At 68.9% G+C, this 15,708-nt stretch carries 12 protein-coding genes, 1 tRNA gene and 1 pseudogene; 5 read left to right on the forward strand and 9 right to left on the reverse strand.

Going from position 1 to position 15,708, the window contains the following annotated elements:
- Positions 1–76 precede the first annotated feature (76 nt).
- Positions 77–1,204, forward strand: a complete 1,128-nt coding sequence (locus tag H9L41_RS00365) for a glycosyltransferase family 4 protein (protein ID WP_187523629.1) — start codon at positions 77–79, stop codon at positions 1,202–1,204.
- A 42-nt stretch (positions 1,205–1,246) separates the two neighbouring features.
- Here H9L41_RS00365 and H9L41_RS00370 read toward each other — a convergent pair whose 3' ends face one another.
- The 5 genes from H9L41_RS00370 to H9L41_RS00390 all read right to left on the reverse strand — a co-directional run bounded on the left by H9L41_RS00370 (position 1,247) and on the right by H9L41_RS00390 (position 6,597).
- Positions 1,247–2,044: a GNAT family N-acetyltransferase gene (locus H9L41_RS00370; protein ID WP_028447220.1), complete on the reverse strand. Its 798-nt coding sequence runs from the start codon at positions 2,042–2,044 to the stop codon at positions 1,247–1,249.
- On the reverse strand, positions 2,041–4,014 hold the full coding sequence (gene parE, locus H9L41_RS00375) for a DNA topoisomerase IV subunit B (protein ID WP_028447219.1): 1,974 nt from the start codon (positions 4,012–4,014) through the stop codon (positions 2,041–2,043). The genes H9L41_RS00370 and parE overlap by 4 nt, the downstream gene beginning before the upstream one ends.
- Before the next feature lie 125 nt (positions 4,015–4,139).
- Positions 4,140–4,215, reverse strand: a tRNA-Met gene (locus H9L41_RS00380).
- A gap of 279 nt (positions 4,216–4,494) precedes the next feature.
- Positions 4,495–5,295: a MipA/OmpV family protein gene (locus tag H9L41_RS00385; protein ID WP_034607702.1), complete on the reverse strand. Its 801-nt coding sequence runs from the start codon at positions 5,293–5,295 to the stop codon at positions 4,495–4,497.
- Between the two features lie 75 nt (positions 5,296–5,370).
- Positions 5,371–6,597: a winged helix-turn-helix domain-containing protein gene (locus H9L41_RS00390; protein ID WP_028447217.1), complete on the reverse strand. Its 1,227-nt coding sequence runs from the start codon at positions 6,595–6,597 to the stop codon at positions 5,371–5,373.
- Positions 6,598–7,163: 566 nt separating this feature from the next.
- Between H9L41_RS00390 and H9L41_RS00395 the strand changes: the two genes are divergently transcribed.
- Positions 7,164–7,718: an inclusion body family protein gene (locus tag H9L41_RS00395; RefSeq protein ID WP_028447216.1), complete on the forward strand. Its 555-nt coding sequence runs from the start codon at positions 7,164–7,166 to the stop codon at positions 7,716–7,718.
- A 246-nt stretch (positions 7,719–7,964) separates the two neighbouring features.
- Here H9L41_RS00395 and H9L41_RS25380 read toward each other — a convergent pair.
- Positions 7,965–8,216, reverse strand: a pseudogene (locus H9L41_RS25380) (hypothetical protein); the annotation flags it as partial.
- A gap of 50 nt (positions 8,217–8,266) precedes the next feature.
- Between H9L41_RS25380 and H9L41_RS00405 the strand changes: the two are divergent.
- Positions 8,267–9,361 carry a threonine aldolase family protein gene (locus H9L41_RS00405; protein ID WP_028447214.1) on the forward strand — a complete coding sequence of 365 codons (1,095 nt, stop codon included), beginning with the start codon at positions 8,267–8,269 and terminating at the stop codon, positions 9,359–9,361.
- Between the two features lie 262 nt (positions 9,362–9,623).
- Here H9L41_RS00405 and arsC read toward each other — a convergent pair whose 3' ends face one another.
- Positions 9,624–9,974: an arsenate reductase (glutaredoxin) gene (arsC, locus tag H9L41_RS00410; RefSeq protein ID WP_028447213.1), complete on the reverse strand. Its 351-nt coding sequence runs from the start codon at positions 9,972–9,974 to the stop codon at positions 9,624–9,626.
- Between the two features lie 80 nt (positions 9,975–10,054).
- Between arsC and H9L41_RS00415 the strand changes: the two genes are divergently transcribed.
- On the forward strand, positions 10,055–10,609 hold the full coding sequence (locus H9L41_RS00415; RefSeq protein WP_028447212.1) for a YaeQ family protein: 555 nt from the start codon (positions 10,055–10,057) through the stop codon (positions 10,607–10,609).
- Positions 10,610–10,865: 256 nt separating this feature from the next.
- Positions 10,866–13,157 (forward strand): YgiQ family radical SAM protein, encoded by a 2,292-nt coding sequence (locus tag H9L41_RS00420; RefSeq protein ID WP_051319254.1) that lies wholly within the window; start codon positions 10,866–10,868, stop codon positions 13,155–13,157.
- A 198-nt stretch (positions 13,158–13,355) separates the two neighbouring features.
- Here the strand turns inward: H9L41_RS00420 and H9L41_RS00425 are convergent, their stop codons facing one another.
- Positions 13,356–13,904 (reverse strand): cyclic nucleotide-binding domain-containing protein, encoded by a 549-nt coding sequence (locus tag H9L41_RS00425; protein WP_051319253.1) that lies wholly within the window; start codon positions 13,902–13,904, stop codon positions 13,356–13,358.
- A gap of 134 nt (positions 13,905–14,038) precedes the next feature.
- Positions 14,039–15,604, reverse strand: a complete 1,566-nt coding sequence (locus H9L41_RS00430) for a M28 family metallopeptidase (RefSeq protein WP_028447211.1) — start codon at positions 15,602–15,604, stop codon at positions 14,039–14,041.
- Positions 15,605–15,708 lie beyond the last annotated feature (104 nt).

Below are 15,708 nucleotides of genomic sequence, written 5' to 3' on the forward strand. Positions count from 1 at the left end.
CTGCAGCCGCTCCTACGCTGCTTTCCAATCCAGCTTCGGCGACGACCGCAACTCGCCGGCCACCTCTGCCAATCCCATGCCCGACCAGCCCATCAAGCTCGCCATCGTCCGCCAGAAATACAACCCCGCCGGCGGCGCCGAGCGCTTCGTCAGCCGCGCTATCGCGGCGCTGGCCGGCTCGGTCGAGGTCACGCTGGTCACGCGCAGATGGGAGGAGCACGCCGGCTACCGCAGCCTGAAGGTCGACCCGTTCTACCTCGGCAGCGTCTGGCGCGAATGGAGCTTCGCCCGCGGCGTGGCGCGCGCGCTCGACGGCGCCGGCTTCGACCTGGTGCAGTCGCATGAGCGCATCGCCTGCTGCGATCTCTACCGCGCCGGCGACGGCGTGCACCGCGAATGGCTGGCGCAGCGCCGCCGCCAGCTCGGCCCGCTGGCGCGGCTCGGGCTGTGGTTCAACCCGCTGCACCACTACGCGCTGGCGGCCGAGAAGAAGCTGTTCACCAGTCCCCGGCTGCGTGCCGTGATCTGCAATTCGCAGATGGTGAAGGACGAGCTCAAGCACTGGTTCGGCCTGCCCGACGAGCGCCTGCGGGTGATCTACAGCGGCATCGACGCCGAGGCCTTCTCGCCGCAGCGCGCCCGTGCCCGGCGCGACGCCATGCGGCAGCAGCTGGGCATCGCGCCCGATGCGGCGGTGCTGGCCTACGTCGGCTCGGGCTTCGAGCGCAAGGGCGTGGCGACCTGCCTCGCCGCGCTGGCCGCGGCCGGCGGCGAGACGCGGCTGGTGGTGGTCGGCCACGACAAGCGCGCGCGCCGCTACCAAGCGCAGGCCGCCGCGCTCGGCATCGCCGGGAGGGTGCATTTCGTCGGTGCGCAGAAGAACGTGCAGGACTGGTACGGCATGGCCGACGCGCTGTTCCTGCCGACGCTGTACGACCCCTTCCCCAACGTGGCGCTCGAGGCCTTCGCCTGCGGCCTGCCGGTGCTGACCAGCCGCAAGTCGGGCGCGGCCGAGTTCGTGCGCGAGGGCGAGAACGGCTTCGTGCGCGACGCGCTCGACCACGCCGGCTTCGCGGCATTGATCGCGGCGCGGCCGAAGGCGGCCGATTGGGCGGGGATGGGCGAGGCGGCGCGGGCGACGATCCTGCCCTATACGCCGGCGGCGATGGCGGAGCGGCTGACGGGCTATACGCCGAATTGTTGACTGCGCGCCGCTGAGCCAGGCGAATTGCCTGGCTGATTCCGTTCAGCCCCTGGGCCACCAGCACAAGCTGGCCAGCCGCTCGCGCGGCGCGAAGCCGAGCGAGGCGTAGATGCGGCGCGCATGCTCATGCTCGTCGGCCAGCATCACCAGCCGCTCGGCGCGGGCGAAGCCCTGCTGCGCCACCCGGTGCACCAGCGTGCGGCAGATGCCGCGGCCGCGGTAGGCGGCATCGGTCAGTACCGCCTGGAAGCGGCCGGTCGCGCCCTCGAAATACAGCCCGAGCTGCGCCACCAGCCGGCCGTCGAGCCAGGCGCCGTGCCAGCCGCCGCGGCCCTGTCCGCTCAACTGGCGGTACATGCGCTGCTTGGCGGCGAGGTGGCGGCGGTAGCTGTCCTCGGGATAGCGGCCGCCATCGTCGGCGATGTTCAGCGCGGTCCAGGCCGCCCAGTCGGCGTCGTCGCGGAAGGCGCGGATCTCGAGGCCGGTGTGCGGCCGCGGCGGGGCGACCAGGTCGGCGGCTTCGGCCAGCATCACCACGGTCTCCTGCAGCGCGTAGCCGTCGGCCATGAAGCCGTCGACCGCCGGCGCCGCAGCCCCTGCCGCCACCGGCCACATGAAGGTGCGGTGCTGGATGCGCGGCGGCGTGCCGACCCGCGCGGCGAAATCGGCTTCGAGCCGGCCGCGGTCGGCGTCGCTCGGCGCCGCGTCGAGCACCAGCAGGTTGCCGAAGTAGAAGTCCGGGTTGCCTGGCGTGCGAACCACCGTGTAGCCGCTCGCCTGTTCGATCTGGCCGGCGGCGCGGTGGAACAGCATCTCGCTGTCCAGCCCCCAGCGGCTCATATGTCGCCTTCGGCCAGGTTGCCGTTCTCTTCCAGCCAGGCGCGCCGGCTGCTCGCCTCGCCCTTGCCCATCAGCATGGTCATGATGCGGCGGGTATCGTCCTCGATCGCGTCGAAGTCGATCTGCAGCGTCCGGCGCGTATCGGGGTTCATGGTGGTCTCGAACAGCTGCTCGGCGTTCATTTCGCCGAGGCCCTTGAAGCGGCTGATGCTCCAGGCGCCTTCGCGCACCTTCTCCAGCCGCAGCTTGTCGAGCACGGCTTCCAGCTCGCCGTCGTCGAGCGCGTAGAACTTGCGCGGCGGCTTGTTCTTGCCCGAGCCGGCCACGTCGATGCGATACAGCGGCGGCTGGGCGATGTGGATGTGGCCGTGCTTCACCAGCTGCGGGAAGTGGCGGCAGAACAGCGTCAGCAGCAGCACCTGGATGTGCGAGCCGTCGACGTCGGCGTCGGACATCACCAGGATCTTGCCGTAGCGCAGGCCGCTGAGGTCGGCCGGGCCGTCGGCCTTGTGCGGGTCGACGCCGATCGCCACCGCGATGTCGTGGATCTCGTTGTTGCCGAACAGTTCGCCGGCGTCGACTTCCCACGAGTTCAGCACCTTGCCGCGCAAGGGCAGGATGGCCTGGAAGTCCTTGTCGCGGCCCTGCTTGGCGCTGCCGCCGGCGCTGTCGCCCTCGACCAGGAACAGCTCGCGGCGCGAGACGTCCTCGCTCAGGCAGTCGGTCAGCTTGCCGGGCAGCACGGCCACGCCGCTCGACTTCTTCTTCACCACCGTCTTGGCCGCCTTCATGCGGCTCTGCGCCTGGCGGATCGCCAGCTCGGCCAGCTTCTTGCCGTAGTCCAGGTGCTCGTTGAGCCACAGCTCGAACGGATCGCGCACCTGGGTCGACACCAGCCGCAGCGCATCGCGGCTCGACAGCCGCTCCTTGGTCTGGCCCTGGAACTGCGGATCGAGCACCTTGGCCGACAGCACGAAGCTGGCGCGGGCGAACAGATCCTCCGGCAACAGCTTGACGCCCTTGGGCAGCAGGTTGTGCAGGTCGATGAAGTTCTTCACCGCGTTGAACACGCCGTCGCGCAGGCCGGTCTCGTGGGTGCCGCCCGACGGCGTCGGGATCAGGTTGACGTAGCTTTCGCGCGCGATGCCGCCCTCCTCGGTCCAGGTGATGACCCAGGCGGCGCCCTCGCCCTTGGAGAAGCTGTCGCTCTCCTCGGTGATGTAACGCTCGCCGCGGAACAGCGGCACGATCAGTTCGGCGTCGGCCAGCTGCTCGTTCAGGTAGCCGGCCAGGCCGTCGGGATAGCTCCAGGCCTGGGTGTCGCGGCTGCCGTCCTTCTTCTCGACGATCAGCGTGACCGTGATGCCGGGCAGCAGCACCGCCTTGGAGCGCAGGATGTGGGCCAGCTCGCCCATCGGGATATTGGGCGAATCGAAATACTTGGGATCGGGCCAGCAGCGCACCGTGGTGCCGGTGTTCTTCTTGCCGACCTCCTTCAGCATGGCCAGCGGCTCGATCACGAAGCCGTCGCCGAAGGCCAGCGCATGCTCGGCGCCGTCGCGCTTGACGCGTACCTCGAGCCGGGTCGACAGCGCATTGGTCACGCTGACGCCGACGCCGTGCAGGCCGCCGGAGAAGCTGTAGGCGCCGCCGTCCTTCTTGTTGAACTTGCCGCCGGCATGCAGCTGGGTGAACACCACCTCGACGGCCGGCACCCCCATCTCGGGATGGATGCCGACCGGGATGCCGCGGCCGTCGTCGGCCACCGCGATCGAGCCGTCCTGGTGGACCGTCACCTCGATCGACTTGGCGTAGCCGGCCAAGGCTTCGTCGGCGGCGTTGTCGATCACTTCCTGGACGATGTGGAGCGGGTTCTCGGTGCGGGTATACATGCCCGGCCGGTGCTTCACCGGCTCCAGGCCCTTGAGCACCTTGACCGAGGATTCGTCGTATTGCGGGGCGGCGGCCATGTTCGATCCTTGTTGCGGCGATTGGCGCGGAGTCTAGGGGGGCGGGCCGCGGCGGGCAAGCGGGCACGGGCTTGCGAGCGGCAATGGAAAAAGCCGCTGATCGAGGATCAGCGGCTTTTGGAATCTGGTTGCGGGAGTAGGACTCGAACCTACGACCTTCGGGTTATGAGCCCGACGAGCTGCCAACTGCTCCATCCCGCGACAGAGAGGCCGGATTATGTCGACCTCGTTACGCTTCGTCAAGCGTCTTGTGCAAAAAGTTTCATTCGGGCCGGTTCGCGGCCGGCCATCGAGGGAACGTAGGAGCGGCTTCAGCCGCGAATCGGTTCAACATCTACCGGTGCCATTCGCGGCTGAAGCCGCTCCTACAAGGTCGTTCATTCGATCGCGCAGCTTTCGTAGGTCGGGCTGTATGCCCGACGGCGACGCCGGATCGACAGTGCTGTCGGGTGTAAAACCCGACCTACGGGGCCGGAGCGCTCAGCGTTCGTCGCTGCGGTAGAAGCGCCAGGCCAACCCGATGCCCGCGCTCAGATTGGTCTTGCGCTTGACCAGCGGGCTGTCGGCGAAACGGGCGCCGCCGACCTGGTCGGCCCGCAGGAAGGTGCCGAGCCACCAGTCGCCGAAGCTGCGGCTGGCCGACAGCGTGCCCTGCAGGCCGCCGTAGCCGCCGCGTGCGCGGTAAGCCGGCCGCTCAGCGGTGGCGTAGCGCGCGTCGACGTCGTAGAAGTAGGCATGCTGGCGGCGGTCGCCGAACAGCGCGCCGGCGCTCAGGCCCATGCCCCAGTCCCGGCCCTGGCGCCATTCGACGCCGATCTTCGGATTGAACACGTTGCCGACGTGGCGCACGCGCCAGTCGTCGAACGAGGCCACCGCGCGCAGCGGCAGCACCAGCTCGACCCGCACCGGGTCGGCGGCGGCGCTGAGCCGGTACTTGAACGAGGGGCCGATCTCCAGCGTCGGGTCGAGTTCGGGCATGCCGGCGCGCGCGCGGTTCTTCTCGCTCTTCACCGGCGGCGTGGCGTTCAGGCTCAGGTCGAATTCGGTGCGCTCGCCCTGGAACAGCAGGCCGCGCACGCCGGCGCGCGAGACCTGCAGCCGTTCGCCCTGGTAGCTGAGGTAGGGCAGGGGCAGCAGGTAGCCCTGCTGCTCGTCGCTGCCGCGGTAGTCGGGCAGTCTCAGCGCGGTGGCGCCGATGCCGAGTTCGAGGCGGGCATCGTCGGCGGCGAAGGCCGGGGTGGCCAGGACGAGGGGGAGGATCGTGAGGGCGGCAGCACGCATGGCGGAGTGGGCGGCGAGGGAAAGCAGGCAGTCTAGCAGCCGGCCGGGCCCGATTCGCCGCGACCGGGCCGATCGCTAGCCGGCCGCCAGCAGCGCGGCCAGCTCCATCGGTGCGCGTTCGATACGCACCGTCGGCGTGCCGTGCCAGTCGGCGCAGCGGCGGATCGCGGCGCCGAGGTCGCCGGCCAGCCGCTGCGATACCCGCACGCCGGGCTCGAGATACAGCGCCTTCACCTCGAACACGCCCTGCTGGCGATGCGCCTTGGCGTCGAGCCGGCCGACCAGCCGGTTGCGGCTCAGCAGCGGCAGCACGAAGTAGCCGTACTGGCGCTTGGGCGCCGGCGTGTAGCACTCGATGCGGTAGTCGAAATCCCACAGCTCGGTGGCGCGCTTGCGGTCCCACACCACCGGGTCGAACGGCGACAGCAGCGTGGTGACGGTCGAGCCCAGCGTGCCGGCCTCGGCCGCCGGCAGGTGCTCGGCCAGCGAGGCGTGGACGAACACGTCGTGCTTCCAGCCCTCGATGCGCGCCGGCAAGAGCTCGCCGGCATCGGCCAGCGCATGCAGCGCGGCGTCGTACTTGCCGCGGCGCAGCCGGTAGTAGTCGCCGACCCAGCCGGCCTTGACCACGCCGAGCGCCCGGCACGAGCGCCGCACCATCTCCGCCTGGGCCGCCTCGAACGTCGGCGTGTCGCGGCCGTCGTCCCAGCCGGCCGGGAAGGTCTTGGCCAGCACGCGCTCGGCCAGATCGTAGACGCGCTGGAAGTTGCGCCGCTCGGTCACCATCAGCCGGCCGGTGGTGAACAGCACCTCGAGGTGGCGCTTCTCCGGCTTCCAGTCCCACCAGCCGTTGCCGCGGCCGCCCTGGCGCTCGAAATCGGCCGAGCGCACCGGGCCGTGTTCGCGGATGCGGCCGGTCATCTCGGCGATCTCGGCCTGGTGCGCCTCGAGCCAGCGCGCCGAGAACTTCCAGCCCATCGCCGCCGGGTCGAGCATGCGGTGGCGCAGCAGGCCGTAGTCCTCGGTCGGCACGAAGCAGGCCTCGTGCGCCCAGTATTCGTACAGCGCGCCCTCGGCCAGCCATTGTTCCAGCCATTCCTGCGGATAGGCGCCGAGCCGGCTCCACAGCACCAGGTAGGGGCTGCGCGCCACCACGTGGATGGTGTCGATCTGCAGCAGCGCCATGCGGCGGATGGCGGCCAGCACGTCGGCCTTGGCCGCCTTGCGGCGCGGCGGCGCGAGCAGGCCCTGGGCGGCGAGGTGCAGGGCGCGGGCGGCGGGGAGCGAGAGATGGATCGTCATGGCGGGCGGGGCGGAACGCGGAGTGCGCCAGCATGGCGAGCCGGCCCGGCGCTGGCAAGCGGGCCGGCGCGCTTGCCGCGGATTCGGCTTCGGCGCGAGCGGGCCCATTATCGCGGCCGATGGTCACACCGGGTTCGTCCGGCTCGGCTGCTGCGGCGGGCCGTCCCGTTCCGGTGCGCGGCTGCTGCACCGGAATGCCGCGCCGCCGGCGCTCCGATCGGCCCTGCCACGGTGGATTCGAACCGGCTGCCCCTGCCGGCCATGCGGCAAAATCCGCCGGCGGGTAGCATTCTTATGTGAATGTTTTAAGAATGTTCCGGGTCGCTTTTAATTCCAATGGTTACTGTCAGGTTAAACAGGTTAAATATCCTACGATATTTGCGGCGCGCTTGAATATTGCCCTATAAATCAAGAGGCCCGGATGCACCGCATTCAGGGCTCGGTGCATAGGCATATCGTCGCAACATAGGGCGATTTCCGATGCGCCGACAGATCGGTCGGCCAAAATCGATAATTAGGATGAGGTCGGGCCGTTTTCACGAAGATGTTAAAAGGAGGAATTAATCATGGCAAAAGTCAGTACCGCACTCTCGGCTACTTCCCAGCATCTGACCATCAACGTCATGACGACGATGGACGTCGATGCGATCATTGCGCAATACGGCAGCCTCAGCTCGCAACCGACCGCACCGACCCCGATCGGCCACCAGAACATCTGGATGGTGTCCGACGATCCGCGCGGCTGGAGCACCAATGGCGATCCGGCCAACATCTCGCTGAACGCCCACGTCGGCGATACGCTGTCGTTCTTCTGCAGCAGCATGTCCGACAATTCCGACAGCGCCGCCTTCATTTACCAGATTTCGGGCGGCGGAGCCGTGCTCAATCCGTCCACGGTGAATGTCATCACCCTGCAGCAGGCTGCCCAGCCGACGGCACCCAATGCCTATCCTTTCGAGGGCGTCAGGGAAAGCTTTTCCAGCTGCGACGCCAAGGTGGCACAGCAAGGCACCGCCCAGAACTTCTGGGTGAGCGCCGCGCTGTTCACCCTGGACGACAGCGGCGAGCGCCAGGTGCTGGCCGGCTATGTGTCCTGGGATCCGACCGTCGTGGTGTCCTGAACAACGGTGATTCGTTGATCGAGGCTGTTTGACAGCCTGGATATTGAGCAGGCGGACCTCCGGTCCGCCTGCTTTTTCGTCGGGGGAACCGGCGAGGGCCATCATGCGGCGCGATAGAATCGCCCCTCTCCCTTCTCCGGACCGACTGCCATGGCGCTCGGCGCAACCCTCGAACACGCCCTGCTGGCGCTTGGGCGCCGGCGTGTAGCACTCGATGCGGTAGTCGAAATCCCGCAGCCCGGTGGCGCGCTTGCGGTCCCACACCACCGGGTCGAACGGCGACAGCAGCGTGGTGACGGTCGAACCCGGCATGCCGGCCTCGGCCGCCGGCAGGTGCTCGGCCGGCGAGGCGTGGACGAACATGACGTGCTTCCAGCCCTCGATGCGCCGGCAAGAGCGCGCCGGTATCGGCCAGCGCATGCAGCGCGGCGTCGTACTTGCCGCGGCGCAGCCGGTAGTGGTCGCCGACCCAGCCAGCCTTGCGTACGGGCCGGGCATTCGCGGCTGAAGCCGCGCCTACCGCATCTCCTTCCCTGCAGAGTGTTCCCATGACCCCGCTCGAACTGCGCCAGCGCTGCCACACCATCGTCCCCGGCCATCGCGCCACCACCGCGCCCGCGGCCGAAACCTTCGCCGCGATGGCCGACTGGTGCGCCGCCCACGACGTGCGCCACGACCAGTACGGCGAGGGCGCGCTGATCCAGGCCTTCGAGCGCAAGGTCGCCGCCCTGCTCGGCTATCCGGCCGCCGTCTTCATGCCGACCGGCACCCTGGCCCAGACCGTGGCGCTGCGGCTGGCCTGCGAGGCGCGCGGCAGCCGCAAGGCGGTCATGCACCCGACCGGCCACGTCTACCGTCACGAGCGCGGCAACTACCAGCTGCTCGATCATTTCGAGCTGCTCACCGTCGGCGAGCCCGGCCGGGTGTGGGATGCGCGCCACCTGGCGGCCTGCCACGACCGGCTCGGCGCGGCGCTGTACGAATTGCCGATGCGCGAGATCGGCGGCCAACTGCCCGAATGGGAGGCGCTCGAAGCGCTCAAGGCCGCCTGCCGCGCGCGCGGCGTCCATCTGCACCTCGACGGCGCCCGGCTGTGGGAGGCGGCCGCCGGCTACGGCCGGCCGCTGGCCGAGGTCTGCGCCGGTTTCGATTCGACCTATGTATCGTTCTACAAGGGCATCGGCGGCATGGGCGGCGCCATGCTGCTGGGCCAGCCCGAGCTGATCGTGCCGGCCGCGGTCTGGCTCAAGCGCATGGGCGGCAACCTGTGGCAGCGTTCGCCCTACGTGGTGGCGGCCGCCATGCAGTTCGACGCGCGGCTGGCGCAGATGCCGGCCTGCCTGGCGCGGACCCATGAAGTGGCGCGGCTGCTCGGCGAATTCCCGGCGCTGCGGCTCAATCCGGCCGCGCCGCAGGTGAACCTGTTCCACGTCCACCTGTCGTGCAGCGAGCAGGCGGCCAACGCGGCGCGCGACCGGCTGGCGGCCGAGCGCGGCATCTGGCTGTTCGGCGCGGCCCTGCCGGGCGAATTGCTCGGCCATTGCTATTTCGAGTGGTACGTCGGCGACAACCTGCTGGCGCTCGGCGACGAGGCCCTGCGCGGCGCGGTGGCGGAATTCCTTGCTTACGCAGGTATCGCCTGACGAAGCGCCTCGGGTCGCGCATGTAGGCGCGGCTTCAGCCGCGAACGGCTGAGCTGAAATGTCGATCATTCGCGGCTGAAGCCGCTCCTGCGACGGCGTTCATCGCCGGTTGCGGCGGCGCCCGGCGTAAGCCGTGAAGGCATCCATCGCAGGACGGGCTTTACGCCCGACGGCGATCTCGATAGGCGGCGCCGTCGGGCGTAAGGCCCGACCTACGGGTTCTCTGGCGCACCTTGCTCCGGCCGTTGCGCATGGCGGCGCCTCAGTCGAACAGCCCCAGCACATTTTCCGGCGGCCGGCCCAGCACGGCGCGGCCGTCCTTGACCACGATCGGCCGTTCGATCAGCCGCGGATGCGCCGCCATCGCCGCCAGCAGCGCGGCCCGGCCCAGTTGCGGGTCGTCCAGCCCGAGCTCGGCGTATTCGGCCTCTTTGGTACGCATCAGCTGGCGCGGATCGTCGAAGCCGAGCTGGGCCAGCAGCGTCTCCAGCGTCGCCGCATCGGGCGGCGCGTCGAGATAGAGCACCACCTCGGGTTCGACGCCGCGCTCGGCCAGCAAGGCCAGCGTCTCGCGCGACTTGGAGCAGCGCGGGTTGTGATAGATGGTGGTCATGGCGGTGCCTTCGCATGCAAAGGCCGCAGTGTAGCGCGGTAGAATCGCGCCCTCCCCGCTTCCCTCCGGACCAGACCGCCATGGCGCTCAGCGCAACCATCTACAAGGCCGACCTGCAGGTCTCCGACCTCGACCGCGGCTACTACGGCGGCCACAACCTGACGCTGGCCTGCCATCCGTCCGAGACCACCGAGCGCATGATGCTGCGGCTGGTCGCTTTCGCCCGCCACGCCTCCGAGGCGCTCAAGTTCACCCGCGGCATCAGCAGCGACGACGAGCCGGACCTGTGGGAGCACCACGACTACGGCGACGTGAAGCTGTGGATCGAGCTCGGCCTGCCCGAGGAACGGCGGCTGCGCCAGGCCTGCGGCAAGTCCGACGAGGTCTGGCTGTACGCCTACGGCGGCCGCGCGCTGCCGGTGTGGTGGCAGCAGAACGCCGGCGCGCTGCGCAAGCTCGACAAGCTCAGCGTGGTATCGGTCGACGAGGCCACGCTGGCAGCGCTCGACGCGATGGCCGCGCGCACCATGCAGCTCAGCTGCACGATCCAGGACGGCACCATGTGGCTGGCCGACGGCGAGCACAACCTCGAGATCGTGTTCGAGACCTTGCAGGATCACGGTCGGCAGGCTTAGCGGAGCTGGTTGGGACAACGCTTTACCGCGGAGGAAAAGCGAGGGGACGCTGGTACCGGCCCATCGGCCGCGGGCTTTCCGCTTCCATTTCCTCCGCGTCCTCTGTGTCCTCTGTGTCCTCTGTGTCCTCTGCGGTGAAAGCATTGACGGGCTACGCTCCGTCTTCATGCTATCTCGATGAAATAAAAGCATTTTTCGAGACTTGTCGGGCGGTTTCTGAGAAAATCGCCGATTGCCCGCAATGCCCGATCGCCCCATGTCCGCCAGTCCCCAGCCCATCTACCAACTGCCCGCCGGCGTCGCGCCGCGCAAGCCGGCCACTTTCCTGCCCATGAGCCGGGCCGAAATGGACGCGCTCGGCTGGGACGAATGCGACGTGATCCTGGTCAGCGGCGACGCCTATATCGACCACCCGAGCTTCGGCATGGCGCTGGTCGGCCGGCTGCTCGAGGCGCAGGGCCTGCGCGTCGGCATCCTGGCCCAGCCCGACGGAGGCAGCGCCGAGGCGTTCAAGGCGCTGGGCCGGCCGCGGCTGTTCTTCGGCGTCACCGCCGGCAACATGGATTCGATGATCAACCGCTACACGGCCGACCGCCGGCCGCGTTCGGACGACGCCTACACCCCGCACGCCGCGCCCGACAAGCGGCCCGACCGCGCGGTGACGGTCTACTCGCAGCGCTGCCGCGAGGCCTACCCGGGCGTGCAGATCATGATCGGCGGCATCGAGGCCTCGCTGCGCCGCATCGCCCAGTACGACTACTGGAGCGACAAGGTGCGCCAGTCGGCGCTGGTCTATGCCAAAGCCGACATCCTGCTGTTCGGCAACGCCGAGCGCGCGCTGGTCGAGGTGGCGCAGCGCGCCGCCGCCGGCGAGAAGCTGCGCGACATGCGCGACATCCGCGGCACCGCCTTCATCGTGCCGCACGGCTGGCGGCCCGACGAGGGCTGGAGCGAGGAGGACTCGACCACCGTCGACCTGCCCGGCCGCGTCGATGCGCATCCCGATCCGTACGCGATGGAACCCGAGCCCGCAGGTCGGACTTTAGGTCCGACGGCGGACGGGGCGCTGCCGGAGCTAGGTCGGACTTCATGTCCGACGGCGACGGTGGATGGGGCGCCGTCGGACCTAAAGTCCGACCTGCAGAACCCTCAGCCCGTCGTGATGCCGATCCGCCTGGTCAGCAAGGCCGAGCGGCTGCGGCAGAAGCTCGAAGCCCGCCAGAAGACGGTGGTGCGCATCCCGGCCTACGAGGCGGTCGCCCACGACCCGGTGCTGTACGCCCACGCCAGCCGGGTGCTGCACCTCGAATCGAACCCGGGCAATGCGCGCGCGCTGGTGCAGCTGCACGGCGAGCGCGACGTCTGGATCAACCCGCCGCCGATCCCGCTGACCACGCCCGAGATGGACTACGTGTTCGGCCGCCGCTATGCGCGCAACCCGCATCCGTCCTACGGCGATGCGCATATCCCGGCCTGGGAGATGATCCGCTTCTCGATCAACATCATGCGCGGCTGCTTCGGCGGCTGTACCTTCTGCTCGATCACCGAGCACGAGGGCCGCATCATCCAGAGCCGTTCGGAAGCATCGATCCTCGGCGAGATCGAGGAGATCCGCGACAAGACGGCCGGCTTCAAGGGCCATATCACCGACCTCGGCGGCCCGACGGCCAACATGTACCGGCTGGCCTGCAAGGATCCGAAGATCGAGTCTGCCTGCCGCCGGCTGTCCTGCGTCTACCCGGGCATCTGCGAGAACCTGAATACCGACCATTCCTCGCTGATCCAGCTGTACCGCAAGGCGCGCGCGATCCCCGGCGTGAAGAAGATCACCATCGGCTCGGGTCTGCGCTACGACATCGCGGTGCGCTCGCCCGAGTACATCAAGGAGCTGGTCACCCATCACGTCAGCGGCTACCTGAAGATCGCGCCGGAGCACACCGAGGACGGCCCGCTCGACATGATGATGAAGCCGGGCATCGGCGCCTTCGAGCGCTTCAAGGAGCTGTTCGACCGCTTCAGCAAGCAGGCGGGCAAGGAGCAGTACCTGATCCCCTACTTCATCGCCGCCCACCCGGGCACCACCGACGAAGACATGCTGAACCTGGCGCTGTGGCTGAAGAAGCACGGCTTCCGGCCCGACCAGGTGCAGGCCTTCACGCCGACGCCGATGGCGATGGCCACCACCATGTGGCACACCCGGCGCAATCCGCTGAAGAAGCTGAGCCGCAGCTCGGACAAGGTCGCGGTGATCCGCGACGGCCAGCAGCGCAAGCTGCACAAGGCTTTCCTGCGCTACCACGACCCGAAGAACTGGCCGATGCTGCGCGAGGCGCTGCTGAACATGGGCCGGCGCGACCTGATCGGCCACGGCGCCCACCACCTGATCCCGCCCGAGCGGCCGGGCGAGCGCCAGCTCAAGGCGCCGGCCGGCAATGCGCGCGGCGGCGGCGGGCCGGGGACGGCGAATCCCTCGGCGCGCGGCGGCGGCCGTCGGCCGGCCGTTGGCAAGGGGGATGGGCGCAGGGGGAAGGGTGGGAACGGCAGGTGAAACGTGAAATGTGAAAGGTGAAACCTGTCACCCCATCCCCTCCCCGACCCTCCCCTTGAAGGGGAGGGAGCCATATTGCGACACGTATGACGGTCACCGGCGATCGGGATCTGCGCTCCCTGTCCCCCCCTTCAAGGGGGAGGCTAGGAGGGGGATGGGGTCCACGTTTCACATGTCACGTTTCACATTTCACGGCTTTCAACGCCTGATCACCACCCGCTGCTTCGGCATGCTGTACCCATTGCCGTCTGCCTCGGCCGCCTCGGCCTTGTCCTGCAGCACCGGCAGTTCGCGCTGCGCCAGCAGCACGGTGACCAGGCTGTTGCTGCGCCGCAGCCGCTCGGCCATCAGGGTGCCGACATTGCGGTAGAGCTTGGCCGCCAGCTCGGCCGGCAGCTTCACCATGTCGAGCCGGTCGAATCCCAGCAGCCGGCACGGCTCGCTGCTGACCACCGAGGCCGAGCGCTCGCCGAAATCGATCAGCGCCAGCTCGCCGAACACGTCGCCGGCCGACAGCGTCGCCAGCTCCACCGTCTCGCCGGCCTGGCCGCGGCGCTGCACCTGCAGCTTGCCGCTCATCACCGCGTACAGGTGGCGGCCGTGCTCGCCTTCCCGCACGACGACGACCTGGTCGGCGATCTCCTGCTGGCGGCAGTGCGACAGGAACAGCAGCAACTCTTCCGGCGACAGGCCCTGGAACAGCGGCACGGTCGCCAGCAGGCGCTGCATGGCTTGCTGGTTCTTCATCGGCGGTCTCCCTTCCCCGCGAAGTCTAGCGAGCTTTTCCACCCGTCGCTCGCGGCGGCCGCGGACGCAAAAAAGGCCCGGGTCGCCCCGGGCCGTCAATCTCTCGCGCAATTCGAAACGAACGACCCGCCCCCTTACTGCGGGCGGTAGGTCACTTTCAGCGTGTAGGCCGCCGCGGTGTAGCCGCGCACCATCACGTAGGCGTTGCCGTTGGCCGTCACGTTGACCGAGCAGGTCTCGTTGCTGCCCGACTGGTAAGGGCGGCAATCGTAGGTGCTGGTGGTCGGCGCGGCGTTCTTGCGCACGTAGAGGTCGGCGTCGCCGGTGCCGGTGATCTCGGCCTTGAAGGTGCTGCCGGCCACCGTGGCGAACGGGCCGTAGTTCACGTTCTGGCCCTTGGCCACGCTGCCGGTGAAGGTCTCCACCTTGTCGCCGCCGCCCGGTGTGCCGCTGCCGTCGCTGCCCAGCTCCACCGCGTAGGCCAGCGCCAGGCGGGCGAACTTCAGCGCATGCGCCGCCTGGTTGCCCGAGTTGGCGTAGGTGTCGTTGACCGAGTGGATGTAGGGGTTGTCCTGATTGAAGGCGGCCTCGAACGGCAGCGAGGCGACGTAGCCCTGGCCGTTCCACGAGGCGTGGTCCGAGCAGCCGTAGCCGCACTTGTCGTAGCCGACCTTCAGCGTGGGCAGGTAGGTGGTGATCAGGTTGGCCAGGAAGGTGTTCTGCTGGCTGTCGGTGTAGTCGGTGTAGATATAGATGTCGTTGGCCGAACCCTTGTAGTTGGTCATGTCCAGCTGCATCACGCCGACCACGTTGACGCCGTCGGCCTTGAACTTCTTGGCGATGTCCTGCGAGCCGCGCAGGCCCACTTCCTCGGCGGCGTAGCCCATGAACTTGATGGTGCGGCGCGGCTTGTAGCCGGTCGACAGCATGATCCGGGCCGTTTCGGTGAGGCTGGCGATGCCCGAGGCATCGTCGTCGGCGCCCGGTGCGCGCATGGTCTCGGCCGAGCCGCCGCTGCCGTTGATCGAATCGAGGTGGCCGCCGATCACCACGACTTCGCTGGCGTTGTCGGTGCCCTTGATGGTCAGGATCACCGATTTCTGCGACCAGCCGGTGTGGGCGAACTGCTCGACCGTCACGTCGCTGCGGCTGCCGGCCATCTGCTGCCACTGCTGCGCCAGCCAGTTGGAGGCGTTCACGCCGTGGCTGCTGGTGTAGTAGCGGTTGGTGTAGGACGACAGGCTGTTGATGGTGCCGGCGATATTGCTTTCCTGCATCTGCGGCAGCAGCGGGTTGACGGTGGCCTGGTTGTCGATCGCGTAGCTCGGCCGCGTCGCGGTGGCGGTGGCCAGGAGGGCGGTCTGGCGGCCCAGCGTGCTGCGCGCCTCGGTCTCGGTGCGGTGCACCATGTAGCCGCCGCAGTGGTTGAGCTGGTGGTGGATCGATTCGGACAGGCCGTCGAGCACGGCCTCGTCGACCTGCACCACGTGTACGCGCTCCAGGCCGCCGCTGCGGCCGACGCCAGCGCTGGCCGGCATGGCGCGGCTCTCGGCGGCCAGCGCCTGCGGCGCCAGCTTCTGCAGTTCGGCGTAAGCGGCGTCGCCGAGGGTGATCCAGACCTTCTTCGGGGCCGGCGCGGCGCCGGCCAGGCTGCCGGCGGCGAGGCCGGCCAACAGCAGGGGAATCAGCTTGCGTTGCATGATCTGCTCCTTGGGTCGGGCGCGATCGGCAAGGCGTCGTCCACCCGGCGCGCGGCGCGGCCCGGCCATGCCGCGGAAGCGGCCGGCGGGCGCGTCGCGTGCCG

The organism is Chitinimonas koreensis (assembly GCF_014353015.1).
GTDB classification, from domain to species: Bacteria; Pseudomonadota; Gammaproteobacteria; order Burkholderiales; family Chitinimonadaceae; genus Chitinimonas; species Chitinimonas koreensis.